Origin of the sequence: Streptomyces sp. NPDC014676, from assembly GCF_043084105.1 — a bacterium.
Classification (GTDB): Bacteria; Actinomycetota; Actinomycetes; order Streptomycetales; family Streptomycetaceae; genus Streptomyces.
Genome location: NZ_JBIBZI010000005.1, coordinates 520,225 through 544,612 on the forward strand (window position 1 = coordinate 520,225; position 24,388 = coordinate 544,612).

At 70.9% G+C, this 24,388-nt stretch carries 23 protein-coding genes, 1 rRNA gene and 1 riboswitch; of the genes, 9 read left to right on the forward strand and 15 right to left on the reverse strand.

Annotated elements, in window-relative coordinates; translation table 11 throughout:
- Positions 1 to 108: 108 nt before the first annotated feature.
- Entirely contained in the window at positions 109 to 741 is a 633-nt protein-coding gene (locus ACF1DX_RS17960; RefSeq protein WP_391792111.1) for a PadR family transcriptional regulator, read from the reverse strand.
- A 163-nt stretch (positions 742 to 904) separates the two neighbouring features.
- Here ACF1DX_RS17960 and ACF1DX_RS17965 point away from each other — a divergent pair, with 163 nt between their 5' ends.
- Entirely contained in the window at positions 905 to 1,714 is an 810-nt protein-coding gene (locus tag ACF1DX_RS17965) for a PhzF family phenazine biosynthesis protein (protein ID WP_391792112.1), read from the forward strand.
- A gap of 54 nt (positions 1,715 to 1,768) precedes the next feature.
- On the opposite strand, the gene ACF1DX_RS17970 is transcribed toward ACF1DX_RS17965, so the two are convergent.
- Entirely contained in the window at positions 1,769 to 2,569 is an 801-nt protein-coding gene (locus tag ACF1DX_RS17970) for a CPBP family intramembrane glutamic endopeptidase (RefSeq protein ID WP_391792113.1), read from the reverse strand.
- Between the two features lie 79 nt (positions 2,570 to 2,648).
- Positions 2,649 to 4,166: a glutamate-cysteine ligase family protein gene (locus ACF1DX_RS17975; protein ID WP_391792114.1), complete on the reverse strand. Its 1,518-nt coding sequence runs from the start codon at positions 4,164 to 4,166 to the stop codon at positions 2,649 to 2,651.
- Positions 4,167 to 4,727: 561 nt separating this feature from the next.
- Here ACF1DX_RS17975 and ACF1DX_RS17980 point away from each other — a divergent pair.
- From ACF1DX_RS17980 to ACF1DX_RS18010, 7 genes are all read left to right on the forward strand, one after another.
- Positions 4,728 to 5,312, forward strand: coding sequence for a hypothetical protein (locus ACF1DX_RS17980; RefSeq protein WP_391792115.1), 585 nt, complete (start codon positions 4,728 to 4,730; stop codon positions 5,310 to 5,312).
- Positions 5,313 to 5,626: 314 nt separating this feature from the next.
- On the forward strand, positions 5,627 to 5,827 hold the full coding sequence (locus ACF1DX_RS17985; protein WP_351999691.1) for a DUF5999 family protein: 201 nt from the start codon (positions 5,627 to 5,629) through the stop codon (positions 5,825 to 5,827).
- 233 nt (positions 5,828 to 6,060) lie between these two features.
- Complete coding sequence (locus ACF1DX_RS17990; RefSeq protein ID WP_391792116.1) at positions 6,061 to 7,092, forward strand: LacI family DNA-binding transcriptional regulator; 1,032 nt, start codon at positions 6,061 to 6,063, stop codon at positions 7,090 to 7,092.
- A 31-nt stretch (positions 7,093 to 7,123) separates the two neighbouring features.
- Positions 7,124 to 7,519 (forward strand): molybdopterin-binding protein, encoded by a 396-nt coding sequence (locus ACF1DX_RS17995; RefSeq protein WP_391792117.1) that lies wholly within the window; start codon positions 7,124 to 7,126, stop codon positions 7,517 to 7,519.
- A gap of 151 nt (positions 7,520 to 7,670) precedes the next feature.
- A complete protein-coding gene (modA, locus tag ACF1DX_RS18000; protein WP_391792118.1) occupies positions 7,671 to 8,465 on the forward strand; it encodes a molybdate ABC transporter substrate-binding protein in 795 nt (264 codons plus the stop codon).
- On the forward strand, positions 8,462 to 9,289 hold the full coding sequence (locus ACF1DX_RS18005; RefSeq protein ID WP_391792119.1) for an ABC transporter permease: 828 nt from the start codon (positions 8,462 to 8,464) through the stop codon (positions 9,287 to 9,289). The genes modA and ACF1DX_RS18005 overlap by 4 nt, the downstream gene beginning before the upstream one ends.
- A 4-nt stretch (positions 9,290 to 9,293) precedes the next feature.
- Positions 9,294 to 10,367, forward strand: a complete 1,074-nt coding sequence (locus tag ACF1DX_RS18010; RefSeq protein WP_391792120.1) for an ABC transporter ATP-binding protein — start codon at positions 9,294 to 9,296, stop codon at positions 10,365 to 10,367.
- 40 nt (positions 10,368 to 10,407) lie between these two features.
- Here ACF1DX_RS18010 and gcvP read toward each other — a convergent pair whose 3' ends face one another.
- Positions 10,408 to 13,293, reverse strand: coding sequence for an aminomethyl-transferring glycine dehydrogenase (gene gcvP / locus ACF1DX_RS18015; RefSeq protein WP_391792121.1), 2,886 nt, complete (start codon positions 13,291 to 13,293; stop codon positions 10,408 to 10,410).
- A gap of 174 nt (positions 13,294 to 13,467) precedes the next feature.
- Positions 13,468 to 13,563, reverse strand: a riboswitch (glycine riboswitch).
- A gap of 114 nt (positions 13,564 to 13,677) precedes the next feature.
- Here gcvP and ACF1DX_RS18020 point away from each other — a divergent pair.
- The gene (locus ACF1DX_RS18020; protein ID WP_030865182.1) at positions 13,678 to 14,052 is read left to right on the forward strand and encodes a PRC-barrel domain-containing protein; all 375 of its coding nucleotides are present in this window, start codon (positions 13,678 to 13,680) and stop codon (positions 14,050 to 14,052) included.
- 10 nt (positions 14,053 to 14,062) lie between these two features.
- Here ACF1DX_RS18020 and ACF1DX_RS18025 read toward each other — a convergent pair whose 3' ends face one another.
- From ACF1DX_RS18025 to rrf, 11 genes are all read right to left on the reverse strand, one after another.
- The gene (locus tag ACF1DX_RS18025; protein ID WP_391792122.1) at positions 14,063 to 15,454 is read right to left on the reverse strand and encodes a DNA polymerase IV; all 1,392 of its coding nucleotides are present in this window, start codon (positions 15,452 to 15,454) and stop codon (positions 14,063 to 14,065) included.
- 59 nt (positions 15,455 to 15,513) lie between these two features.
- On the reverse strand, positions 15,514 to 16,197 hold the full coding sequence (locus tag ACF1DX_RS18030; protein ID WP_391792123.1) for a MerR family transcriptional regulator: 684 nt from the start codon (positions 16,195 to 16,197) through the stop codon (positions 15,514 to 15,516).
- Positions 16,198 to 16,384: 187 nt separating this feature from the next.
- The gene (locus tag ACF1DX_RS18035) at positions 16,385 to 16,858 is read right to left on the reverse strand and encodes a bifunctional nuclease family protein (RefSeq protein WP_004934251.1); all 474 of its coding nucleotides are present in this window, start codon (positions 16,856 to 16,858) and stop codon (positions 16,385 to 16,387) included.
- Between the two features lie 84 nt (positions 16,859 to 16,942).
- Positions 16,943 to 17,683 (reverse strand): MerR family transcriptional regulator, encoded by a 741-nt coding sequence (locus ACF1DX_RS18040; RefSeq protein WP_391792124.1) that lies wholly within the window; start codon positions 17,681 to 17,683, stop codon positions 16,943 to 16,945.
- Between the two features lie 38 nt (positions 17,684 to 17,721).
- Positions 17,722 to 18,654, reverse strand: a complete 933-nt coding sequence (locus ACF1DX_RS18045; protein ID WP_391792125.1) for an FHA domain-containing protein — start codon at positions 18,652 to 18,654, stop codon at positions 17,722 to 17,724.
- Between the two features lie 61 nt (positions 18,655 to 18,715).
- On the reverse strand, positions 18,716 to 19,612 hold the full coding sequence (locus ACF1DX_RS18050; protein WP_391792126.1) for a DUF881 domain-containing protein: 897 nt from the start codon (positions 19,610 to 19,612) through the stop codon (positions 18,716 to 18,718).
- A gap of 5 nt (positions 19,613 to 19,617) precedes the next feature.
- Positions 19,618 to 19,950 carry a small basic family protein gene (locus ACF1DX_RS18055; RefSeq protein ID WP_003988855.1) on the reverse strand — a complete coding sequence of 111 codons (333 nt, stop codon included), beginning with the start codon at positions 19,948 to 19,950 and terminating at the stop codon, positions 19,618 to 19,620.
- Positions 19,947 to 20,840 (reverse strand): DUF881 domain-containing protein, encoded by an 894-nt coding sequence (locus ACF1DX_RS18060; protein WP_391792127.1) that lies wholly within the window; start codon positions 20,838 to 20,840, stop codon positions 19,947 to 19,949. The genes ACF1DX_RS18055 and ACF1DX_RS18060 overlap by 4 nt, the downstream gene beginning before the upstream one ends.
- 127 nt (positions 20,841 to 20,967) lie before the next feature.
- Positions 20,968 to 23,463 (reverse strand): sugar phosphate nucleotidyltransferase, encoded by a 2,496-nt coding sequence (locus tag ACF1DX_RS18065; protein ID WP_391792128.1) that lies wholly within the window; start codon positions 23,461 to 23,463, stop codon positions 20,968 to 20,970.
- A 115-nt stretch (positions 23,464 to 23,578) separates the two neighbouring features.
- The gene (locus ACF1DX_RS18070) at positions 23,579 to 24,187 is read right to left on the reverse strand and encodes a CDP-alcohol phosphatidyltransferase family protein (RefSeq protein WP_391792129.1); all 609 of its coding nucleotides are present in this window, start codon (positions 24,185 to 24,187) and stop codon (positions 23,579 to 23,581) included.
- Positions 24,188 to 24,293: 106 nt separating this feature from the next.
- Positions 24,294 to 24,388, reverse strand: a 5S ribosomal RNA gene (gene rrf, locus ACF1DX_RS18075); the annotation flags it as partial.

A 24,388-nucleotide genomic window follows, 5' to 3' on the forward strand; every position in this document is an offset into this window, starting at 1 on the left:
GGACGTCCCGGTCCGGGATCTCCTCCTCGCGAAGGACATCAGGGCGTTTCCGCCCGAGGGGCGCGCGCCGGTTTGCGTCACGCCCCTCGGCGGTCCTCACCGACCCCGTCAGTACTCGTCGGCGAGGATCAGGTACAGCTTCTTGCGGGCCTCGTTGATGACGGCGAGGGCCTTATCCCGCTGCTCCTTGCTGCCCGTCTTCCAGACCTGCCCGAAGGCCTCCATCAGGCCGAAGCCGGCCTGCCGGATCTCGCTCAGCGCCTCCCAGTCGACCCCGCGCGAGGCCTCCTCCCAGGGAGCCTCGGGGCCTTCCCCGGCGGCCGAGCGGCCGGCGTCGGTCAGCGAGAACAGCTTCTTGCCGCCCTCGGACTCGCTGGCGATCAGCCCCTCGTCCTCCAGCAGCTGAAGGGTGGGGTACACCGAACCGGGGCTGGGCTTCCACGCCCCGCCGCTGCGCTCGGCGATCTCCTGGATCATCTCGTAGCCGTGCATCGGCCGGTCCTTCAGCAGGGCCAGGATCGAGGCCCGTACGTCACCGCGCCGCGCCCTTCCCCTCGGTCCGCCGCGCCCTCGTCCGCCCCAGGGGCCGCCGTGCCCGAAACCCGGGCCGAAGGGACCACCGGGACCACCCGGGCCCCCCGGACCGAAGGGCCCGAAGGCCGCCCGCAGTCGCTCGAAGTCGCCACGGCCGCCACGCGGGCCGCCATGACCGTGCCCATGCTCGTGACCATGGGTACGCATCGCCACCACTCCATTCTGTCGTTGATCTGTCGCGATGCTTCAACGATATATCGGAACTGTTCGTCCGACAACCCCCTTCGGCCGGGCGACAGCCGCGGCAACCGGGCCGGCACCCTCGAATTGGCCTTGGCCTGCGGCTTCGCGGAGCCCCTACCGTCAGGACATGCGGATTCGAATCGTCGACGCCTTCACCGACCGGCCCTTCGCCGGCAACCCCGCCGGGGTACTGCTGCTGGACGCCTTCCCGGACGACCCCTGGCTGCAGAACGTCGCCCTGGAGGTCAACCACGCCGAGACGGCCTTCGCCCACCCGCTCCCCGCGGGAGGCGAGGCCGACTGGGCGCTGCGCTGGTTCACCCCCGTCACCGAGGTCGCGATGTGCGGCCACGCGACGCTGGCCACCGCGCACGTCCTGCACACCACCGGCGCACACCGGGGCCCGGTGCGGTTCGCCACCCGCAGCGGCGTCCTCATCGCCACGCCCGACGAGGACGGCGCCGTCACCCTGGACTTCCCCACCGCCCCGCTCGCCCCGGTCGACGTCCCCGAGGGTGTCGCCGAGGCCCTGGGCGCCCGGCCGCTCACGGCCTTCGACACCGGCCCGGACATCGGGGACCTGCTCGTCGAGGTCGCCGACGAGCGGACCGTCCACGCCCTGCGGCCCGACCTCAAGGCCCTGGCCGCCTACTCCGAGCGCGGCCTCATCGCCACCGCCCGCGCCGAGAACCCCGCCCTCGGCTACGACTTCGTCTCCCGCTGCTTCTTCCCGAACGTCGGCATCGACGAGGACCCGGTCACCGGCAGCGCGCACACCGCTCTGGCCCCGTACTGGTCCGAGCGCCTCGGCCGCCCCGCCCTCACCGGCCTCCAGGCCTCACCGCGCTCCGGCCGCGTCCGCACCGAGGTGCGCGGCGGGCGCACCCTGCTGGGTGGACGGGCCGTGACGGTCATCGAGGGCGACCTGCTGGTCTGAACCCGGTACGGCGAAGGGGCGTACGGCCGCGCCGCACGCCCCTTCGCCGCCGCCTCACGCCGTCGGCAGCCAGCCCACCTTGCCGGCCAGCAGGGCGTACCCCACGAAGGCCCCGATGTCGAGCAGCGTGTGCGCGACCACCAGCGGCCCGACGCGCCCCCAGCGCCGGTAGAGGTACACGAACACCACGCCCATCACCATGTTCCCGATGAAGCCGCCGATGCCCTGGTAGAGGTGGTACGAGCCGCGCAGCACCGAACTGGCCGCCAGCGAGGCGCCCGGGGACCAGCCCAGCTGGTCCAGCCGGCGCAGCAGGTAGCCGACGACGATGACCTCTTCGAGGATCGAGTTCTGCATCGCGGACAGGACCAGCACGGGGTACTTCCACCACACCTCGGGCAGCGCCTCCGGCACCACGGTGAGGTTGAAGCCGAGGCCGCGCATGGCCAGGTAGAAGGCGATGCCGCTGCTGCCGATGACCGCCGCGACCGCCGCTCCGCGGCCGAGGTCGGACCAGGGCCGGGTGCGGTCGAAGCCGAGGGTGCGCAGCCCCGCGCCCTCGCGCAGCAGGAAGTGCGCCACCAACGCGACCGGGACGAGCGCCGTGGTGATCCCGAAGAGCTGCCAGGCGAGGTCCAGCCAGGGGCGGCCCGGCGCGGCCGACGCGTTGAGGGTGGCCGCCTGGTCCTTCAGGCCGCCCGGTTCGGTGACCGAGCCGACGAAGCTGATCAGGGCCGACACTCCGCTCGCGCCGAGTGACAGCGCGAGCACGAGGAGCGTCTCGTCGCGGAGCGTCGTCCGCGAGGGCCTCCGCTCAGGGTACGAACCGGCCGCCGGGCCCGCCTCCGCCTGCACACCTGCCTCCACATCACCGATCGGTCCGATCAGTATGAGGGCAGCGGCTGTGCGCCCGGCCGGGGGGCCGGTGGCGGCGTCAGCCCGTGGGCACCCGTTCCGGCAGTCCCACCGGCCAGCTGTGCACCGGATCGCCCTGCTCCGTCAGCTCGCGGTAACGGCGGGTGGTGGCGGCCAGGGCGGCCTCCCGGCCGAGGCCCAGGTCGAGGGCCCGGTGGAAGGTCGCGGCCTGCCAGGTCGCGCCGTTCACCCTCCGCCGGCACCGCTCCTCGATCACCCCGAGGTACAGATCGCGGTCGGCGGGCTCGATCCCCCACGCGTCCAGCCCGGCCTCGGCGAGCGGCAGCAGCTCGTCCCGTACGAGGGTGACCGCGTCCACCTCGCCCAGCCCGCCGAGACGGCCGCGCCGGGGCCAGGTGAGGCGGGCGTCGATGCCGTACCTGCAGGCGGCGTCGAAGTTGGCGGCCGCCGCCTCGAACGGCAGCCGGGTCCACACCGGCCGGCTGTCCTCGGCGAGGGCGCGGACCACGCCGTAGTAGAAGGCCGCGTTGGCGATGACGTCGGTGACCGTGGGGCCGGCGGGCAGCACGCGGTTCTCCACGCGCAGGTGGGGCACGCCGTCGGCGATGCCGTAGACGGGGCGGTTCCAGCGGTAGACGGTGCCGTTGTGCAGGACGAGTTCGGCGAGGCTGGGGACGCCGCCCCGGTCCAGCACCTCGAGCGGGTCCTCGTCGTCGCAGAGGGGCAGCAGGGCCGGGTAGTAGCGCAGGTTCTCCTCGAACAGGTCGAACGCCGAGGTCACCCAGCGCTCCCCGAACCAGGTGCGCGGCCGTACGCCCTGGGCCTGGAGCTCGGGCGGGCGGGTGTCCGTGGACTGCTGGAACAGCGGGGGCCGGGACTCGCGCCACAGTTCGCGGCCGAAGAGGAACGGCGAGTTGGCGCCGACGGCGATCTGGGCGGCGGCGACGGCCTGGGCCGCGTTCCACACACCGGCGAAGCGCTCCGGGGTGACCTGGAGGTGCAGTTGCACCGAGGTGCAGGCGGCCTCGGGGGCGATGGACTTGGAGGTGCAGCTGAGGCGTTCGACGCCGTCGATGTCGAGGGTGAACTCCTCACCGCGCGCGGCCACGATCTGTTCGTTGAGCAATGCGTAACGGTCGACGTCGGAAAGGTTCGAGGAGACCAGGTCGTCCCGGTCCAGTGTCGGCAGGATGCCGATCATCACGATCCCCGCGTCCACTTCACCGGCTTTCCGGTCGGCATACGTGAGCGAAGTGCGCAGTTCCTCGTCGAGCCGGTCGAATACCCGCCCGCCCAATCGGTGGGGGGCGATGTTCACTTCCAGATTGAACATGGCGAGTTCCGTCTGGAAGTCCCTGCTGGCGATCCGTTCGAGGACTTGCGCATTCAACATTTTCGGCATGCCGTCGGCGCCCGCGAGATTCAACTCGATCTCCAGCCCCATGAGGTTCTTGGGGCGGTCGAACCGCTTCTCCGCCAGCAGTCGTTCCAAGCCCGTCAGACAGCTGCGGAGCTTCTCGCGGTAGCGCTGGCGATCGGACAGGTCGAACTGACCTGCCACGACCTTCTCCCCCATCGAAGGGTCCTTCCTCGCACGGGCGGGCCGAAGAGCGGCCGCCGGGTCCCGGTCCACAGGGGAGGATGCCCCGTCGATGCGATCGATAACGCCCCGGACGGAACCGCCGGCCGCTAGTCTGGTCGGGGTGACCAGTGGCACATTCACGAGGCATGGCACAGAAGACGCCTTACGGGTCGGTTGCGAACTCGTGAAAAACGCCGACGAGAATGGGCCGACCGCTTCGCGGCCGTTATCCGAGGTCATCGGCGTGCATCCGGCCTGGAATCGGGATGATTTTCACATTTCACCGGCCAGAAGTACCCTTGTTCCGCCGGTCGAAAACAGCTAGGCGAAACACAGTCCGAACGCGTGTCGTATAAACTTTGCGCACAAGGCAGAAGGTTGGCGCCCACGGTTCGAGCGATCCAGCCGGGAGGTGGCGTGCGGCACTCCTCACCCCCGTCTCCCGGGCTCAGCCCCCGGCCCCTGCCTCTCTGACCTTCGCGAGCTGACAGCGCCGTCCGCCCCGCCACGCCCCGCCCTCGCGCCACTGTGCCTTCGAATGAGAGGCGACCCACCATGCCGCTGCATGTTCCCCCGGCTCCCGCGCCCGCACTGCGTTCCGTCCTGACCGCGCTCTCCTCGCCGACCGCGGTCCGCGAAGCCCGAACTCCCTCCCTGCTCGTCACCCAGGGACCCGTCTCACCCGAGCTGCCCCTTCCCGTGCACGTCCTGGACCGGACCACCCCCGACGACGGGACCTCGACCCGGCTGGCCGGCTGGCGTTTCCTGATCCGCACCGGCGACCGCGCGGTGGCCGCAGCGGACACCGTGCCCACCGCCGACGGCTGGACGTTCTCCCGCTTCTTCGAGGGCCCCTACATCACCTCCACCGAGCTCGCGCTGCGCCAGGCCGAGGCCATGACACAGCCGTACCAGCCCCGGCTGCTGTCGGTGCCGAGCCTCTACATGCTGGCGCTCTGGCTGCACGGCGATCCCACCGCGGACGGCGCCACCGGACACCCGGCCGCCACCGATCTGCTCGTCCCGCTCGCACCGGCGCCGCCCGGCATCGCGGCCCACCGCCCGCACCGGTTCACCGACCTGCTCCCGGTCCTGACGCACCGGGTGGCACCGACCCGCCTGCTCGGCTCGCCCGCCTGAGCGTTCACCCCGTGCCCCGCCGCCCGGACCCCCGACGCGGCGGGGCACACGCGTCTCCCGGACGGACTAGCCCCATCCGGCCACGGCGAACCATCCGAAGTGACAGTGCAGTTGGGATGAACCGTCCGCGCGGGTGACGCGTCCTCAAGCTGTGAGGAGCGGTGCCGCGAAATCCCTGCGGATCCTCGCCCATGGGGCAACACTGGTTTCCGACCGACTTATCACAACGGGGGGCGGCCATGAACGAAGCTTCACGCCGCGGAACTGAAACGACAGCCGACTCACAGGTCACCACAGAGCGAGAGATCCCACCCATGTGCCAGCACCAGCCACCGTGCCCCTCAGCAGACTCCGCCGACCGGGAATCCGCCCGTCTCGTGGCGCACCACCCGGAGCAGGGCTGGAGCCTGCTGTGCAACGGTGTCGTGTTCTTCGAGGACACCGGTGAACTCCTGCCCGACGGCAGGGTCATCGCCCCGCAGCGTCCCCGGGGCGCCAGCCTGACCACCGCCTGAGCACGACCGGGCGGAACGGGGCCGCCCGAGGCGACGAGGGGCCGGACGCAGGACCTCCTGCGCGCCGGCCCCGACGCCTGTCCGAGGCCGGTCACCCACCGTGGTCCGGCATGCGGGAGGAGTGACCGGCCGGCCCCTCCGCCAAGAGTCGGCCCCGCGACGCCTTCCCACGGACGTCCGCTTTCCGGAAGACTCCTGGAAGTTTCGCGGGTTCCGTCACGGAGGTGGGGCAAGTGGCAGCACATGAGGCCGACGCCGGGGGCAGAGTCACGATCACGGAGATCGCCCGGCAGGCCGGCGTCTCCGTGCCGACCGTCTCCCGCGTGGTCAACGGCCGTTCCGACGTCTCCCCGGAAACCCGCGCCCGGGTCGAGGACCTGCTGCGCCGTCACGGCTACCGCAAGCGCCCCCACGCCTCCGCCTCGCGCGCGGTCCTGCTCGACCTGGTCTTCAACGACCTCGGCAGCCCCTGGGCGGTGGAGATCATCCGCGGTGTCGAGGAGGCCGCCCACGCGGCCGGGGCGGGCACGGTGGTATCGGCGATCCACGGACGTTCCGGCGACGCCCGGGAGTGGACGCGCAATCTGCGGGCGCGCGCGTCCGACGGTGTCATCCTCGTGACCTCCGCGATGAACACACTGCACGAGGAGTTGCAGGTCCTGGGCGTCCCGCTGGTGGTCGTGGACCCGGCCGGCTCCCCCGCCGCGGACGTGCCGACCATCGGCGCCGCCAACTGGTCGGGCGGCATGGCCGCGACCGAACATCTGCTGGCCCTGGGACACCGCAGGATCGGGCTGATCGCCGGACCGTCGCGCCTGCTCTGCGCACGCGCGCGGCTCGACGGCTACCGGGCGGCGCTCGAGGGCTCCGGCATCACGCTCGACGCATCGCTGATCGTTCCCGGTGACTTCCGCCCGGAGGCCGGCTTCGCGGGCTGCAACGCCCTGCTGGACCTGCCGGAGCCGCCGACCGCGGTGTTCGCGGCCAGCGACCAGATGGCGCTGGGGGCGATCGAGGCGCTGCGCGGCCGGGGACTCAGGGTCCCGGAGGACATGAGCGTGGTCGGCTTCGACGACCTTCCGGAGGTCCGCTGGTCGGCGCCGCCGCTGACCACCGTCCGCCAGCCCCTGGCCGACATGGGCAAACTCGCCGTCCGTACGGTGCTCCGTCTCACCCGTGGCGAACAGCCGGACTCCCCCCGTGTGGAACTGGGCACGGACCTCGTCGTCCGGGCGAGCACGGCCGCTCCCGTCGAGCGGGGCTGAGGCACCTCCGGCACCACCTATCGTGACCGGCATGCAGTCCTACACGATCGGCCAGGCAGCGAGGCTGCTCGGCGTGAGCCCGGACACCGCCCGCCGCTGGGCGGACGCGGGACGTATCACCACCCACCGCGACGACGGCGGACGCCGGCTCGTCGACGGGCAGGCCCTGGCGGCGTTCTCCGTCGAACTCGCCAGGGCCGGCGCCGTCGAGGAGGGCACTCCGTACACCTCCGCCCGCAACGCCTTCCCCGGCATCGTCACCGCGATCAAGCTCGGCGACGTCGCCGCCCAGGTCGAGATCCAGGCCGGCCCGCACCGCCTCGTCTCGCTGCTCACCCGGGAGGCCGTCGAGGAACTGGGGCTGGAGGTCGGCATGGAGGCCACGGCCCGCGTGAAGTCGACGAACGTCCATATCGACCGCACCTGACGGCGACAACGCACCTGCGTACCCCTTGACCGCCTTCCCTGGCTCATGCGATGTGACATGGGGTGAACGCCTTGCAGATGCGCCAGTATGATCGGCGTAGCGGGAGGGCGTTGCGGGCTCTTCCGCAGCCCCACGGAGGGAGTGCTCCACCATGCCCCGTTCGCATGGGACCCGTCGGATCGCCGGTGCCGGGACAGCCGCCGCCGTACTGGTGCTGAGCGCCTGTTCCACGTCCGGCTCGGATTCGCCGGCGTCCGGCGGGCAGGACGTCACCGGCACCGTCACCGTCTTCGCGGCCGCCTCGCTGAAGGAGAGCTTCACGACGCTGGGCGCGCGGTTCGAGAAGGAGCACCCGGGGACCGAGGTCACCTTCAACTTCGGCGGCAGCGACAGCCTGGCCGCCGGCATCGACGGCGGTGCCCCGGCCGACGTCTTCGCGGCGGCCAGCGCGAAGACGATGAAGCTCGTCACGGACGAGGGGCTCACGGCGGGCAGCCCGAGCACGTTCGTCCGCAACCGGCTGGAGATCGCCACCGTGCCGGGCAACCCGCACGCGATCGACTCCCTCGAGGACCTGACCGCGTCCGGCCTCAAGGTCGTGCTGTGCGACGAGACGGTGCCCTGCGGAGCCGCCGCGCGGACCGCCCTCACCGCCGGCGGCGTCGAGCTGGAGCCGGTCTCGTACGAGCAGGACGTCAAGAGCGCCCTGACGAAGGTCCGGCTGAAGGAGGCCGACGCCGCCCTCGTGTACCGCACGGATGTGAGGGCGGCCGGTGACAAGGTGGAGGGCGTGGAATTCCCGGAGTCCGCCGAGGCCGTCAACGACTATCCGATCGCCCGGCTCGAGAACGCGCCCAATCCGTCGGCGGCGAAGGCGTTCGTGGCGCTGGTGAAGTCCGCGCAGGGCCAGAAGGTCCTGGCTGAGGCGGGGTTCCTGAAGCCATGACCAACGGCCGGGAAGCCCTCCGGAAGGCACGCCCCCGCGCCCCCGGCCGCGGTGTCCCCCTCGCCCTCCTCGCGCCCGCCCTCCTGGGCCTGGCGTTCCTCCTGGTGCCCCTCCTCGCCCTCCTCCTGCGCGCCCCCTGGCGGGACCTCCCCGGGCAGCTGACCAGCCCCGAGGTGTGGGAGGCGCTGCGCCTGTCACTGCTGTGCGCCACGACGGCGACCGCGCTGAGCCTGGTCGTCGGCGTCCCGCTGGCCTGGCTGCTGGCCCGTACGGACTTCCCCGGCCGGGGTCTGGTCCGCGCCCTGGTGACGCTCCCGCTGGTGCTGCCCCCGGTGGTGGGCGGTGTCGCCCTGCTGCTCGCCCTGGGCCGCAACGGCGTCGTCGGCCAGTGGCTGGACGCGTGGTTCGGCATCACCCTGCCCTTCACCACCACGGGCGTCGTCCTCGCCGAGACGTTCGTGGCGATGCCGTTCCTCGTCATCAGCGTCGAGGGCACGCTGCGGGCCGCCGACCCGCGCTACGAGGAGGCGGCCAGCACCCTGGGCGCCTCCCGCTTCACCGCGTTCCGCCGGGTCACGCTGCCGCTGATCGCTCCCGGCGTCGCGGCCGGTGCCGTACTGGCCTGGGCGCGGGCCCTCGGGGAGTTCGGGGCGACGATCACCTTCGCCGGCAGCTTCCCCGGCCGCACCCAGACCATGCCGCTCGCGGTCTACCTCGCCCTGCAGAACGACCCGGCCGCCGCCATCGCCCTCAGCCTGGTCCTGCTGGCGGTCTCCATCGCCGTACTGGCCGGGCTGCGGGACCGCTGGACGAGGACCGTCTGACACCATGCCGAAGCATCCCGGGACCGTGCCCGACGCCGCCGAGGGCCTGGACGCGCACCTCGTCGTGGACCGCGGCTCCTTCCGACTGGACGTCGCGCTGACCGCCGCGCCCGGTGACGTCGTCGCCCTGCTGGGCCCGAACGGCGCCGGCAAGACCACCGCCCTGCGCGCCCTCGCGGGCCTCACCCCGCTCGGTGCCGGGCATCTGCGGCTGGATGGCGTGGATCTGCGCCGTACGCCGCCGGAGTCGCGCCCGGTGGGTGTCGTCTTCCAGGACTACCTGCTCTTCCCGCACCTGACCGCCCTCGACAACGTGGCCTTCGGGCCGCGCTGCCGGGGCGCCGGCAAGGCGGAGGCACGCGCGCAGGCCGCCGAATGGCTCGACCGCATGGGGCTGGCCGAGCACGCGGGCGCCAAGCCCCGGCGGCTGTCCGGCGGCCAGGCCCAGCGGGTGGCCCTCGCCCGCGCCCTGGCCACCCACCCCCGGCTGCTGCTCCTGGACGAACCGCTCGCCGCCCTGGACGCCCGCACCCGGCTGGAGGTGCGTGCGCAGCTCCGCCGCCATCTGGCCGCGTTCGAGGCCGTCGCCGTCCTGGTCACGCACGACCCGCTGGACGCCATGGTGCTCGCCGACCGTCTGGTCGTCGTGGAGCAGGGCCGGATCGTGCAGGAGGGCACGCCCTCCGACATCGCCCGTCACCCGCGCACCGAGTACATCGCCCAGCTCGTCGGCCTCAACCTGTACCGCGGGCGGGCCGACGGCCACACGGTGCGGCTCGACGCGGGTCCCGCCGTGAGCACCACGGAGGACCTCTCCGGGCCCGCCTTCGTGGCGTTCCCGCCCGGCGCCGTCACCCTGTACCGGGACCGGCCGACCGGCTCCAGCGCCCGCAACCTCTGGCGTTGCGAGGTCGCCGGTCTGGAGACCCACAGGGATCAGATCCGCGTGGAGCTCACCGGCGAGCTCGCCCTGGCCGCCGACCTCACCGCGGTCGCCGCGGCCGAACTCGACCTGCGTCCGGGCGCGACGGTCTGGGCGGCGGTCAAGGCGACGCAGACCCACGCGTACCCGGCGTAGCCGAAGGGGGCCCTCCGCAAAGGGCCCCCTTCGGCGTGTGTCAGTCCTCGTACGCGTCCAGCGGCGGGCAGGAGCAGACCAGGTTGCGGTCGCCGAAGGCCTGGTCGATGCGGCGCACCGGCGGCCAGTACTTGTCGGCGGCGCTCACCCCGGCCGGGAAGACGGCCTCCTCGCGGGCGTACGCGTGGTCCCACTCCCCACCGAGCGCGGCGGCGGTGTGCGGGGCGTTGCGGAGCGGGTTGTCGTCCGCGGGCCACTCGCCGGAGCCGACCTTCTCGATCTCCGCGCGGATCGCGATCATCGCCTCGCAGAACCGGTCGAGCTCGGTGAGGTCCTCGGACTCGGTGGGCTCGATCATCAGCGTGCCGGCCACCGGGAACGACATCGTCGGCGCGTGGAAGCCGTAGTCGATCAGGCGCTTCGCCACGTCGTCCACGCTGACGCCGGTCGCCTTGGTCAGCGGGCGCAGGTCGATGATGCACTCGTGCGCGACCAGCCCGCCGGGGCCGGTGTAGAGCACCGGGTAGTACGGCTCCAGACGCTTGGCGACGTAGTTGGCGCTGAGCACGGCCACCTGCGTGGCCCGCTTGAGGCCCTCGCCGCCCATGAGACGGACGTACGCCCACGAGATCGGCAGGATGCCCGCCGAGCCCCACGGCGCCGCCGAGATGGGCCCGACGCCGGTCTCCGGACCGGCCTCCGGCTGGAGCGGGTGGTTCGGCAGGTACGGCGCCAGGTGCGCCCGTACGCCGACCGGGCCGACGCCGGGGCCGCCGCCGCCGTGCGGGATGCAGAAGGTCTTGTGCAGGTTCAGGTGCGAGACGTCGCCGCCGAAGTGGCCGGGCTTGGCCAGACCCACCAGGGCGTTGAGGTTGGCGCCGTCCACGTACACCTGGCCGCCGGCCTCGTGCACCTCGGCGCAGATGTCGGCGACGTGCTCCTCGAACACGCCGTGCGTCGAGGGGTAGGTGATCATCAGCACGGACAGCTCGTCGCGGTACTGCCCGATCTTGGCGCGCAGGTCCGCGACGTCGATCTCACCGTCGTCGGACGTCTTGACGACGACGACCTTCATGCCGGCCATCACGGCGCTGGCGGCGTTGGTGCCGTGCGCGGAGGACGGGATCAGGCAGACGGTGCGCTGCTCGTCGCCGTTGGCCCGGTGGTAGCCGCGTACGGCGAGCAGACCGGCCAGCTCGCCCTGGGAACCGGCGTTGGGCTGGAGGGACACCTTGTCGTAGCCGGTGACCTCGGCGAGACGTTCCTCCAGCTCGTGGATGAGCGTGAGGTAGCCCTGCGCCTGCTCGGCGGGCGCGAAGGGGTGCAGCTGACCGAACTCGGGCCAGGTGACCGGCTCCATCTCGGTGGTCGCGTTGAGCTTCATGGTGCATGAGCCCAGCGGGATCATGCCCCGGTCCAGCGCGTAGTCGCGGTCGGAGAGCCGGCGCAGGTAGCGCAGCATCGCGGTCTCGGAGCGGTGCTGCCGGAAGACGGGGTGGGTCAGGTACTCGTCGTCGCGCAGCAGGGCGTCCGGCAGGGTGTCCCGCGCGGCCGCGTCCAGCGCCTCGACGTCGCCGTCGACGCCGAAGGCGCTCCACACGGCGGTCAGCCGCTCCCGGGTGGTGGTCTCGTCGCAGGCGATCGAGACGTGGTCGGCGTCGACGAGACGCAGGTTGACGCCGTTGTCACGGGCGGCGGCGACGACCTCGGCGGCCCGCCCGGCGACGCGCACGGTCAGCGTGTCGAAGTAGGAGCCGTGCACGATCTCGGCCCCGCCGGCCCGCAGGCCCGCGGCGAGGACGGTGGCGTACCGGTGGGTGCGCCGGGCGATCAGCCGCAGCCCCTCCGGGCCGTGGTAGACGGCGTACATGCCGGCCATGACGGCGAGCAGCACCTGGGCGGTGCAGATGTTGCTGGTGGCCTTCTCGCGGCGGATGTGCTGCTCACGGGTCTGGAGGGCGAGGCGGTACGCCTTGTTCCCGTCGGCGTCGACGGAGACGCCGACGAGCCGTCCGGGCAGGCTGCGCGCCATCTTCTCCTGCACGGCCATGTAGCCGGCGTGCGGCCCGCCGAAGCCCATCGGCACACCGAAGCGCTGCGTAGTGCCGACCGCTATGTCCGCGCCCAGCTCACCGGGCGACTTCAGCAGCGTGAGGGCGAGCAGGTCGGCGGCGACCGTGACCAGCGCGCCCAGCTCGTGCGCCTGGTCGATCAGCGGCTTGATGTCGCGTACGGCACCGGAGGCGCCCGGGTACTGGATCAGTACGCCGTTGATCTCACGCTCGGCGAGCTCGGCGGGGATGCCCTCGCTCAGGTCGGCGACGACGACCTCGACGCCGGTCGGCTCGGCACGGGTCTCGATCACGGCGATCGTCTGCGGCAGCGCGTCCGCGTCGACCAGGAACAGACCCTTCTTGTTCTTGCCCATGCGCCGCGACAGCGCCATCGCCTCGGCGGCGGCGGTGCCCTCGTCGAGCAGCGAGGCGCCCGAGGTCGGCAGGCCGGTGAGCTCGGCGACCACGGTCTGGAAGTTCAGCAGCGCCTCGAGCCGGCCCTGGGAGATCTCCGGCTGGTACGGCGTGTACGCCGTGTACCAGGCGGGGTTCTCCATCACGTTGCGCAGGATGACGGGCGGGGTGAAGGTCCCGTAGTACCCGAGCCCGATCATGGAGCCGAGCACCTCGTTGCGGTCGGCCAGCGCACGCAGCTCGGCCAGGACCTCGGCCTCGCTCCGGGCGCCCGGCAGGTCCAGCGCGTCGGCGTTCTTGATGACGTCCGGCACGGCGGCGGCCGTCAGCTCGTCCAGCGAGCCGTAGCCGACCTGCGCGAGCATCTTGGCCCGGGCCTCGTGGTCGGGGCCGATGTGGCGCTGCTCGAAGGGGATTCCCTGTTCGAGCTCGGAGAGCGGAGTGCGAGGGGCGGTCATTGAGGAGGCCTCCTGGTCCGACGACCTTCGAGGGGCACCACGGCGCGGGTGCCCGAACGGCCTCCCCCTCTGTCATCTCAACCTGAGAGCTTCACCGGACGGCCCGAAGGCGCCCGGCTTTCACCGTCGGTGAGAGCGGAAGCCGTCGACACCCGCCCTGCTTTCCAGAGTGACCTCGTCCGTGCGGTACGTGTGCCTGAGAGATTCCGGGGAGGATTTGCTCCTTCGGCGCCTCCGGTGATGTCCGGAGGGCTCTCCCGCACGGGGTCAGCAGCCGTTTGCCAGCGTACCAGCGAGCACCACACCAGAACCTTCGAGTGGCCGTCCAGCCGATTGTGCCGTTTTGTAGTGCTTACGGATGAGTTTGCGACCAATGGAGGGCCTGTGCAGACCGACATCGATCCGCGCCACCTGATCGGCCGCAAGGCGTTCGACCGCAACGGCACCCGGATCGGCACCATCGACGAGATCTACCTCGACGACGCCACCGGCGTACCGGAGTGGGCGGCGATACGCACCGGCCTGTTCAGCAGGGACGCCTTCGTCCCCCTGGAACCCAGCGAACTCATCGACGGCGCCCTCCACGTCCCCTTCGAACGCGCCCTCATCAAGGACGCCCCCGACTTCGGCGTGGGCCGCCATCTCTCCCCCGAACAGGAACTCCAGCTCTACCACCACTACGGCCTGGACCTCGCCGCTCCCCCTCCCCTCCCGGACCGCGACTTCGGCAAACTCGCCGGGAACGACAAGCCGGCCTGATCCGCCCCGCTCACCGGCTCTCCGTCCGCATCCCTCCACCGGTCCCCGCGCTCTCGTCCTCCCCGGATCCCCGGGACACCAGCGGCAGCGGCTGCGCCGGCTGCAGAGCCGGGTCGTCGACGCGGAAGGTCCTCACCCGGCCCGGCTCCGAGCCGGGCGTCTCGAAGCGCGCTGTGACCCGGCCCAGCCCGCTGCCCTGCACCCATCCGTGCCCGTACACGTCGTGCCGTACGTCGTGCCCCGCCGGCCAGCGCCGCTCGGCGGGCGTCTCCGGCTCCGGCGCGGGCACGGTCTCGGCCTCCTCGTGCGGGAAGTCGTCGGCGGGTACGCCCGCCGCCTGCGCGAACAGGTCCTCCTGCGTGTAGTCGGCCAGCCCGCTGACCCCGACGCCCAGCAGCCGCACCCCGCCCGTCGTGTCGACCGAGTCCAGCAGCCGCGCGGCCGCCTCCCGCACCACCGCCGGATCGTCCGTGGGGCCCCGCAGCGTCTCGGAGCGGGTGAGGGTCGAGAAGTCGTACCGGCGCACCTTCAGCACGATGGTCCGCCCCGACAGGCCCGCCCCCCGCAGCCTGCGCACGCACCGGTCCGCGAGCCGCCGCACCTCCGTCCCCACCCGCACCCGGTCGTGGATGTCCACGTCGTAGGTGTCCTCGACCGAGACCGACTTGGTCTCCCGCTCGGCCACCACGGGCCGCTCGTCCCGGGCCAGCGCCATCGCGAACAGCGCGTGGCCGTGGGCCTTGCCCAGCAGCCGTACGAGCTCGTCCTCCCCGGCCTCGGCGAGCTCGCCGACCGTGTGGATCCCCGCCCGCCGCAGATGGTCACCGGTCGCCGGTCCGACGCCCGGCAGGGTGCGGACCGGCAGCGGCCCCAGCAGGGCCCGCTCCGTGCCCGGCTCGATCAGCACCAGTCCGTCCGGCTTCGCCTGCTCCGAGGCGATCTTCGCCAGCATCTTGGAGGCCGCGAGCCCCACCGACCCGGTGAGCCCCGTGACCGCCCGTATGTCCGCGCGCAGCTTCGCCCCGGCCAGCCGCGCCGACCGCTCGTCCCAGGCCGTGCCGCCGGCCTCCAGGTCCACGAACGCCTCGTCCAGGCTGAGCGGCTCCACCAGCGGTGACAGGGCCCGCAGCAACTCCATCACCTGCTCGCTGACCGACCGGTAGAGAGCGAACCTCGGCACCAGGTACGCGGCGTTCGGCGCGCGTCGCCGGGCCTGCGCCATGGGCATCGCCGAGTGGACGCCGAAGACTCGTGCCTCGTACGAGGCGGTGGCCACCACACCCCGCGGCCCGAGCCCGCCCACGACGACCGCCTTACCGCGCAGGCTCGGTTTGGACGCCTGCTCCACCGAGGCGAAGAAGGCGTCCATGTCGAGGTGCAGGATCGTGGGCGCGGATCTCACATCTCCGATGCTGCCCTACGCCACTGACAACAGCCGTTCCCGGGCGGCCCCGGACGGCCTCAGACCGCCTTGTTCCGCCGCCGCGCCAGCTCGTCCATCGGGTTGTGCCCGACCAGGGTCTCCCCGGTGTCGACGCGCTCCCCGTGCAGCTGGGACAGCGCGCTCTCCACGTCCCGCCACACCACGCCCACGGCGATGCCGAAGACGCCCTGGCCGCCCTGGAGCAGGGCGTGCACCTCGTCGGACGAGGTGCACTCGTAGACCGTGGCCCCGTCACTCATCAGCGTCATGCGCTCCAGGTCGCTGAAGCCGCGCTCACCCAGATGCCGGACCGCGGTGCGGATGTTCTGCAGGGAGACGCCCGTGTCCAGGAACCGCTTGACGATCTTCAGCACGACGACGTCGCGGAAGCTGTAAAGCCGCTGCGTGCCCGACCCGTGGGCCGGCCGCACGCTCGGTTCGACCAGGCCCGTACGGGCCCAGTAGTCGAGCTGCCGGTAGGTGATGCCGGCGGCGGCGCAGGCCGTGGGCCCCCGGTAGCCGATCTCCTCGGACGCCATGGATGTCGCCCCTCCGCTGCTCGGCACAGCCGTCGGTCGCTGCGGAGCCTGGTCGATCGCACCGCCGTGCGCGGGATGCCCCCCGCTCGAACGGAGCCGGGAGCTCTGGGAAGGGTACGGCCCGCTCGCCCCGAAACCGCGTCCGGGGGCACCCCCAGCCGTACCGTCGCCGCTGCTTCTCACGCCGACCTCCGTCCTTGACCTGCCTCCTCGAAGGTAGGCAGTCACCAAGGGTGCGTCAACGATCGCCACACTCGGCACGCCGAGTGATAATCACCCTAAGAGTGGTTTCTCGTACCCCGTCGCGGGGAACGGCTAGCCGAATGCCCTCGGCGTGAGCCCCGGCGGCCGACCGGGCCGACGGCCGCCCTCACTGGTTACTGGTTCCGAAGTCCTCCGGCGAGATCTGGTCGAGGAACTCGCGGAACTTCTCCACCTCGTCCTCCTGCTCGTCCGGGATGGCGATCCCGGCGTCGTCGAGCACCGTGTCACTGCCGTAGATCGGCGTACCCGTGCGCAGGGCCAGCGCTATGGCGTCGGAGGGGCGGGCACTCACCTCGACCCCGCTGGCGAACACCAGCTCCGCGTAGAAGACACCTTCGCGCAGATCGGTGATGCGTACTTCCGTGAGCTCCTGTCCGACGGCTTCCAGCACGTCCTTGAACAGGTCGTGGGTCAGCGGCCGTGCGGGTGCCATGCCCTGCTGGGCGAAGGCGATGGCCGTCGCCTCCCCCGGTCCGATCCAGATGGGGAGGTAGCGGTCGCCGCCCACTTCACGCAACAGCACGATCGGTTGGTTGGAGGGCATCTCGACCCGGACACCTACGACATCGAGCTCGTTCACACAGTAACCCTAGGCCGTGCCCGGGACGTTTGGGTAGTCGGGCAGGGAACGGGTGGCCGATCCGGGCCCCCGCGCCGCTCCGTCTCAGGGCGGCCGTATCCCGAGTGCCGCCTGCACCAGCGCCGCGTGCAGCTTCATCGTGAGCCCCGCCAGCTCCTTCGTACGCGCCTGCGCGTGGGCCCTGGTCTGCGGGTTCCGGTGGCGCTTCAGCGGGGCGACCACCTGGTCCACCAGACCGGCCTCACGGTCGGCGGCGGCCTTCATCGCCCTCAGATGACGCGGCTCGATCCCGAACCGCCCCAGCTCGGTGATGAGCCCGGCGACGGTGACCGACTCGGCGTCGTACATGCCGTCCTCGACCGGGGCGAGCAGCCCGTACGACTCCCACTCGGCGAGCGTCCGCTCGTCGATGCCGGCCGCGGCCAGCAGTCGGCCGCGCCCGATACGCGCCGCCGTGGCCCCCTCGGCGGCGGGCTCCTGAGCGGTCTCCCCGTCCCCCGGACGGCCCAGCACCGGCAGCTGGACGGCCTCACCGCGCTCCATGGCGTCGAGGTGCTCACGGATCACCTTGAGCGGCAGGTAGTGATCGCGCTGCATGCGCAGCACATGGCCGAGGCGCTCGACGTCCCCGGCGCTGAACTTGCGGTACCCCGACGGGGTCCGCTGCGGCTCGATCAGCCCCTCCGACTCCAGGAAGCGGATCTTGGAGATGGTGACCTCGGGAAACTCCTCGCGCAGCACGCCCAGCACCGTGCCGATGCTCATCAGTCCGGTGCCCGCGGCGGCGGCGCCGTCGTCGGCACCGCCGCTCGGTGTCTGAACCATGAACCTTCCCTGGGGTCCCCCGGACGGATCCGGGGAGGTCAGTAGCCCCGCTGGCTCGCGTAGAAGACCAGCCGGTACTTGCCGATCTGCACCTCGTCGCCGTTGGCCAGGGCGACCTGGTCGATCCGCTCACGGTTGACGTACGTCCCGTTCAGGCTGCCCACGTCGGCCACCGTGAAGGAGCCGTCCGGGCCGCGCCGGAACTCCACGTGCCGACGGGAGACCGTCACGTCGTCCAGGAAGATGTCGCTCTGCGGATGACGCCCGGCCGTGGTCAGGTCGCCGTCCAGCAGGAAGCGGCTGCCCGAGTTCGGCCCGCGGCGCACGACCAGGAGCGCGGAACCCACCGGCAGCGCGTCGACGGCCGCCTGCGCCTCGGGAGAGAGCATCGGCGTCGGCGTCTGACCGGTGGCCTCCGCGTCGTAGGCCTCGAGACCGGAGATCGAGATCGTGGACGTCGTCTCCGAGGGGCGCTCCGGGGTGACTCCGGGCCTCAGCGGCGCGCCGCAGTTGGAGCAGAAGCGGCTGTTCTCCGCGTTGCGGTTGCCGCACCTCGTACACACCAGGGCCGACATGGACGGATCCTCCTGCCGCGGCTGCCCTCCGGGGGCGTGGGACGCGTACGGGTCGGAGAACTCTCCACCCGTACCTGAGGTCGACGGTTGCCCGAAACCTATGCCGCCCGACTGTGCGGGGTCAACGGACGGCGCGCCCTGACCCACCTGGTCCCGGTACAGCGGACGCTGACCTTCCGCCTCAGGCTGTGCGCGATGGCGAGCGGTCGCGTTGTCGCTGCCCTCTCGCCGCGCGCTCTTGCCGAACAACTTCGCAAACAACTTCACGGGCGATTCCCCTTGACCGAAACAGACCCGCCCGTGGGGCAGGACGAACCCTGACTGAACACATTGGCCGACCCGGACATCTTCACAACGTCCGCCTCCGCCAGACAGTTTCCACCACGCACCACCCATTCGGTGCGCCGACCCCCCGCAACCTCATGCCCTCGCCGGACGCCCCGCATGCACCCCCGGTTCACTGGGAGGACGACCGAGCGTAGTCAGGCCGCTTCACCACCCGCAAGGCATCCACGACGATCTTGGTCGACCGCTCCACGGTAACGGTGGCCTGTTCCTTCTCGAGAGTCTGCACCACGCCTCCGGGGATGTTGAGCGCCGGCTCGAGGTCCTGCGGCTTGCCGATGACCTTGAAACGATAAGGCGTGGTGATCTTGTTCCCGTCCACGGCGACACCGTTCCCGGAGTCCGTCAGGTAGGTGCCCGCCACCACCCGCACATCGTTCACCTGGATCGCCTCGGCACCGGCCGCGCGCAGTTCCTGGACGGCGTCGAGCAGCATGTCCGCCTCGACCGTCCCCTTCGTGTCCTCGATGGTCATCGTGATCCCGGGCCCCTGCGCGGCCACGGTGCCCGCCAGCACACCGAGTTGCCGCTCCTTCTCGATCGTCTGCTTTCGGGCCTCCTCGGCCTGGTCGGAGCTGTTCTCCAGCTCGTCGCGCTGCTTCTCGAGTCCCTGCTTCTCGTCCTCAAGACGCTCTGTGCGGTCGTCGAGTTCATCGAGGATGCGCACAAGATCTTCCTGGCGTGCCCCGCGCAGCGCGCTGTCACCGTCGCTGTTGGACGCCACCTGGACGGCAAGACCGAAACCGAGACCGAACAGCAGAAGGGCGACGATCAGTTGGGCCCGGGTCACCCGCGGCGGCCACAGCCCGTTCACCAGCCGCTGTCGGCCGGTCAGCCCCGAGGGCTCCGGAACGGGCTCCTCCGCCGGTGTGGGCGCCTTCGCGGGCGCTTCGGCGGGCACCTCCGCGGGCAGTTCCCTGCGCAGCCCGGCCAGGGGCGAGGCGTCCGGGGCGGGCCGGGGCGGGGATACCGCCGGGCGCGTCGTCTCGTCGGATTCGTGCTCACTCATCGGCCTCACGCCCGGAACACGTGCCGGCGGATCGCCGCGGCGTTGGAGAAGATACGGATACCGAGGACCACGACGACACCCGTGGACAGCTGGGCCCCCACGCCGAGCTTGTCGCCGAGGAACACGATCAGTGCGGCGACGACGACGTTCGACAGGAACGAGACCACGAAGACCTTGTCGTCGAAGATGCCGTCGAGCATGGCCCGCAGACCTCCGAACACGGCGTCGAGCGCCGCGACGACGGCGATCGGCAGGTAAGGCTCGACGACCGCCGGAACCTCGGGCCGGACCAACAGTCCGGCCACGACTCCCACGACGAGGCCCAGTACGGCGATCACGATGTGCCCTTCTCGGTTATCGGCTGTGCGGTACGTACGATCACACTCGGTGCGGCGGGCAGCCGGACGTCGTCCTCCACGGAGAGGGCCGTCCGGATCCCGTAGTTCTCTTGCAAGGCATGCAGATACAGCCCGTCCGCGCTGTTCTGGAACCGGTCGCTCAGCTCCCCGCCGTCCCCCACCGCGAGCACCGTGTACGGCGGCACCAGCGGTCTGTTGTCGACCAGTATCGCGTCTCCCGCGGCCCTGATCGCCGACAGGGCGGTCAGCCGCTGCCCGTTGATGGAGACGGCCTCGGCACCGGACTCCCACAGACCGTTGACCACACGCTGCATGTCACGGTCACGGACCCGCCCGGTGTCGGAGAAGCCGGTGGTCGACCGCGGGCCGCCGTCGCCGCCCGTACTCGCGTCCTTGGCGTCGTTCACCACGAGCCGCACGCCGGGCCCGTGCACCGCGACGGCGCCGGACAGGATGCCCACCAGCGCGGACCGGTCGCCTCCGCTGTCCCGGAGCGCCTCGCGCTGCCGTGCGCTCACGTCCGCGCGCAGTTCGTCGACGCTGTCCTCGAGCTTGTCCGCGGCCTGGGTCTCCTGGTCGATCCGGTCGATCAGCTCTTCGCGCTCCTTGGCGACGACGGGAGCCGCGACCCGGGCCTGAGCGGCCCCGACGGTCACGATCAGGGCGGCGAACACCAGGCCGACGGCGAGCCCCAGCCTCGCCCTGAGGGTCTTCGGCATGCCGCCATCGCCGGAGGTCTTCCTCCGCGCGGCGGCCTCGGCGTATCCGTCGTCGAGGCTGTGGTCCATGACGTTGGTGAGCAACGACATGGAGGCGTCCGGGCGCGCGGGCCGCGCGGGTGTGCTCCGAACGGGGGGTTGCTGCGGCATGCCGCACATCGTCGCACGCCGCGGCCACTACCTCCGAACGGACCTACCGGCGTGCCGGACAGGCCCCGTTGAGGACGCTTGTCCGGCACGCACGCGTACCGCTCGTTCTACCGCCGGCGCCGACCACTCACCGGCCCGCGCTGTCCACGACCGCGGACCACTCGTCGAGCAGGGCCTGTGCGGAGGCGTCGTCGGGGCCCTCGGCCCACAGATGGGTGACCGCCTCGGCCGGGTCGGGCAGCACCATCACCCAGCGGCCGTCGGTCTCCACCACCCGCACGCCGTCGGTGGTGTCCACGAACCGGTCTCCGGCCGCCTCCACGACCCGCCGCATCACCAGGCCCTTGACGGCCCACGGGGTCGCCAGGTCCCGCTTGAGCACATGCGCCCGCGGGATGCGCGCGTCGATCTGGCTGAGCGTGAGCTGGGTGCGCGCCACCAGCCCGATGAGCCGCACGAAGGCCGCGGTGCCGTCGTAGACGCTGCTGAACTCCGGGACGATGAAGCCGCCCTTGCCGTCACCGCCGAAGATCGTCCCTTCCTCTCCGCCCACGCGTGTGAGGTCGTCGGGCGAGGTGGTCGTCCATTCGACCTGCGTGCCGTGATAGGCCGCGACCTGCTCGGCGATCCTGGTGGTGGTCACCGGGAGCGCCACCCGGCCGCTGCGCCGCTCGGAGGCGATGAGGTCGAGCATCACGAGGAGCGACCGGTCGTCCTCGATGATCCGCCCCTTCTCGTCGACGAGGGACAGCCGCTCACCGACGGGGTCGAACCGTACGCCGAAGGCGGCGCCGGAGGACGCCACGATCTCCCCGAGCCGGACCAGCCCCGAGCGCCGCATGTCGGCCGTCTCGGTCGGCCTGGACTCGTCGAGACCGGGGTTGATGGTCAACGAGTCGACGCCCAGTTTGCCGAGCAGGCTCGGCAGCACCAGGCCGGCACTGCCGTTGGAGGCGTCGACGACCACCTTGAGTCCGGACTCCGCGATACCGGTGATGTCGACGTTACGCAGCAGCGAGCCCGTGTACGAGTCGAAGACACTGGCCGGGAAGTGCAAGTCCCCGATCTCCCCGGGGAACGCGCGCCGGTACTCCTGCCGCGCGAACACCCGGTCCAGCTTCCGCTGGCTGCCCTGGGAGAGGTCGGCGCCCTGCCCGTCGAAGAACATGATGTCGACGGAGTCCGGCACCCCGGGTGTCGTCCGGATCATGATGCCGCCCGCGCTGCCCCGCGCGGTCTGCTGCCGCGCCACGGGCAGCGGCACGTTCTCCAGGTCCCGTACGTCGATGGCGCTGGCCTGCAGCGCGGAGATGACCGCCCGCTTCAGCGCACGGGCACCACGGGAGTGGTCGCGGGCCGTGGTGACGGTCGAGCCCTTCTTCAGCGTCGTCGCGTACGCGCCGGCCAGCCGCACCGCGAGTTCCGGTGTGATCTCGACGTTCAGGATCCCGGACACGCCCCGGGCACCGAAGAGATGTGCCTGTCCTCTGGACTCCCAGATCACCGAGGTATTGACGAACGCGCCCGCCTCGATGGTCTTGAACGGGTAGACCCGTACATTGCCCTGGACGATCGATTCCTCACCGATCAGGCACTCGTCACCGATGACGGCGCCGTCCTCGATCCGTGCCGCGCGCATGATGTCGGTGTTCTTGCCGACGACACAGCCCCGCAGATTGCTGTGCGGTCCGACATACACGTTGTCGTGGACGACGGCCTTGTGCAGGAAGGCACCGCTCTTCACGACGACGTTGGACCCCACGACCGTGTGTTCGCGGATCTCCGCACCGGCCTCGACCTTGGCGTAGTCGCCGATGTAGAGCGGCCCGCGCAGCACGGCGTCGGGGTGCACTTCGGCTCCCTCGGCGACCCAGACGCCCGGGGAGATCTCGAAGCCGTCGATGTCGACGTCGACCTTGCCCTCCAGGACGTCGGCCTGCGCCTTCACATAGCTCTCGTGCGTGCCGACATCCTCCCAGTAGCCCTCGGCGACATAACCGTAGACGGGCTTGCCTTCCTTCATCAGCTGCGGGAAGACATCACCGGACCAGTCGACGGGCACATCGGGGTCGACGTAGTCGAAGACCTCGGGCTCCATGACGTAGATGCCGGTGTTCACCGTGTCGGAGAAGACCTGCCCCCAGGTCGGCTTCTCAAGGAAACGCTCGACCTTTCCTTCCTCGTCCACGATGGTGATGCCGAATTCCAGCGGATTGGGGACGCGGGTCAGGCAGACCGTGACCAGGGCGCCCTTTTCCTTGTGGAAATTGATCAGCTCGGTGAGATCGAAGTCGGTGAGGGCATCGCCGGAGATGACGAGGAAAGCGTCGTCCTTCAGTGCCTCCTCGGCGTTCTTCACGCTCCCGGCGGTACCGAGTGGCTTCTCCTCATTGGCATAGGTGAGCTCCATTCCGAGCTCTTCGCCATCACCGAAGTAGTTCTTGACGAGTGACGCAAGGAACTGGACGGTCACAACGGTTTCGTTGAGCCCATGCTTTTTGAGCAACCGCAGAACATGCTCCATGATCGGCCTGTTGGCCACCGGCAGGAGCGGCTTGGGCATGCTTGAGGTCATGGGGCGAAGGCGAGTGCCTTCACCCCCGGCCATCACGACGGCCTTCATGTCGGAAGCGTCCTCCTCGAAGAGACGACGGTCTGACCGACTTCACCCGCCAGGACTGGCCGACACTTTTACAGTGCGGGCCGCCGCGCCACGATGCGCGTGCTGATCAGCGAGTTCAATCGGTCACAGCGTCCGCACGAACCAGACGGCGGACTTGGACCACGTAAAGCACTCCTGCCCACCAATACAGAGTTGTACCCCATCCGGCGAACGCCCAGCCGAAAATAGCAGCGAGTGACGAGATCCAGCCAGTTCCGTCACTGAGCAGGAGCAGCGGGAAGGCGTACATCAGGTTGAAGGTGGCGGCCTTCCCCAGGAAGTTCACCTGCGGCGGCGGATAGCCGTGCCGCCGAAGGATGCCCACCATGACCAGGAGGACCAGCTCACGCGCCAGCAGAACGATGGTCAGCCAGAGGGGCAGGATCTCGCGCCAGGTGAGGCCGACCAGCGTCGAAAGAATGTAGAGCCGGTCGGCGGCGGGGTCGAGCAGCCGGCCGAGGCTGCTGATCTGGTTCCACCGTCGCGCCAGCTTGCCGTCCAGGTAGTCGCTGACGCCGCTGAGGGCCAGCACCAGGAGGGCCCAGCCGTCGCTCTTCGGGCCGCCGAACTCCGGCCTGAGGATCATCCACAGGAACAGCGGTACGCCAACGAGCCGTGCCATGCTGAGCATGTTCGGGATGGTGAGGACGCGGTCTGTCTGGACCCGCGTCTCCTGGACCTCCACCCGGGATCCTCCTGTGGGAAACGTGTCGATGCTGCACCGACCTTACCTCAACGCAAAAAAGCTCTGGCTCTCGGGCATACGCCCGAGAGCCAGAGCTCTAAAAGAAGTTCGGCGGCGTCCTACTCTCCCACAGGGTCCCCCCTGCAGTACCATCGGCGCTGTAAGGCTTAGCTTCCGGGTTCGGAATGTAACCGGGCGTTT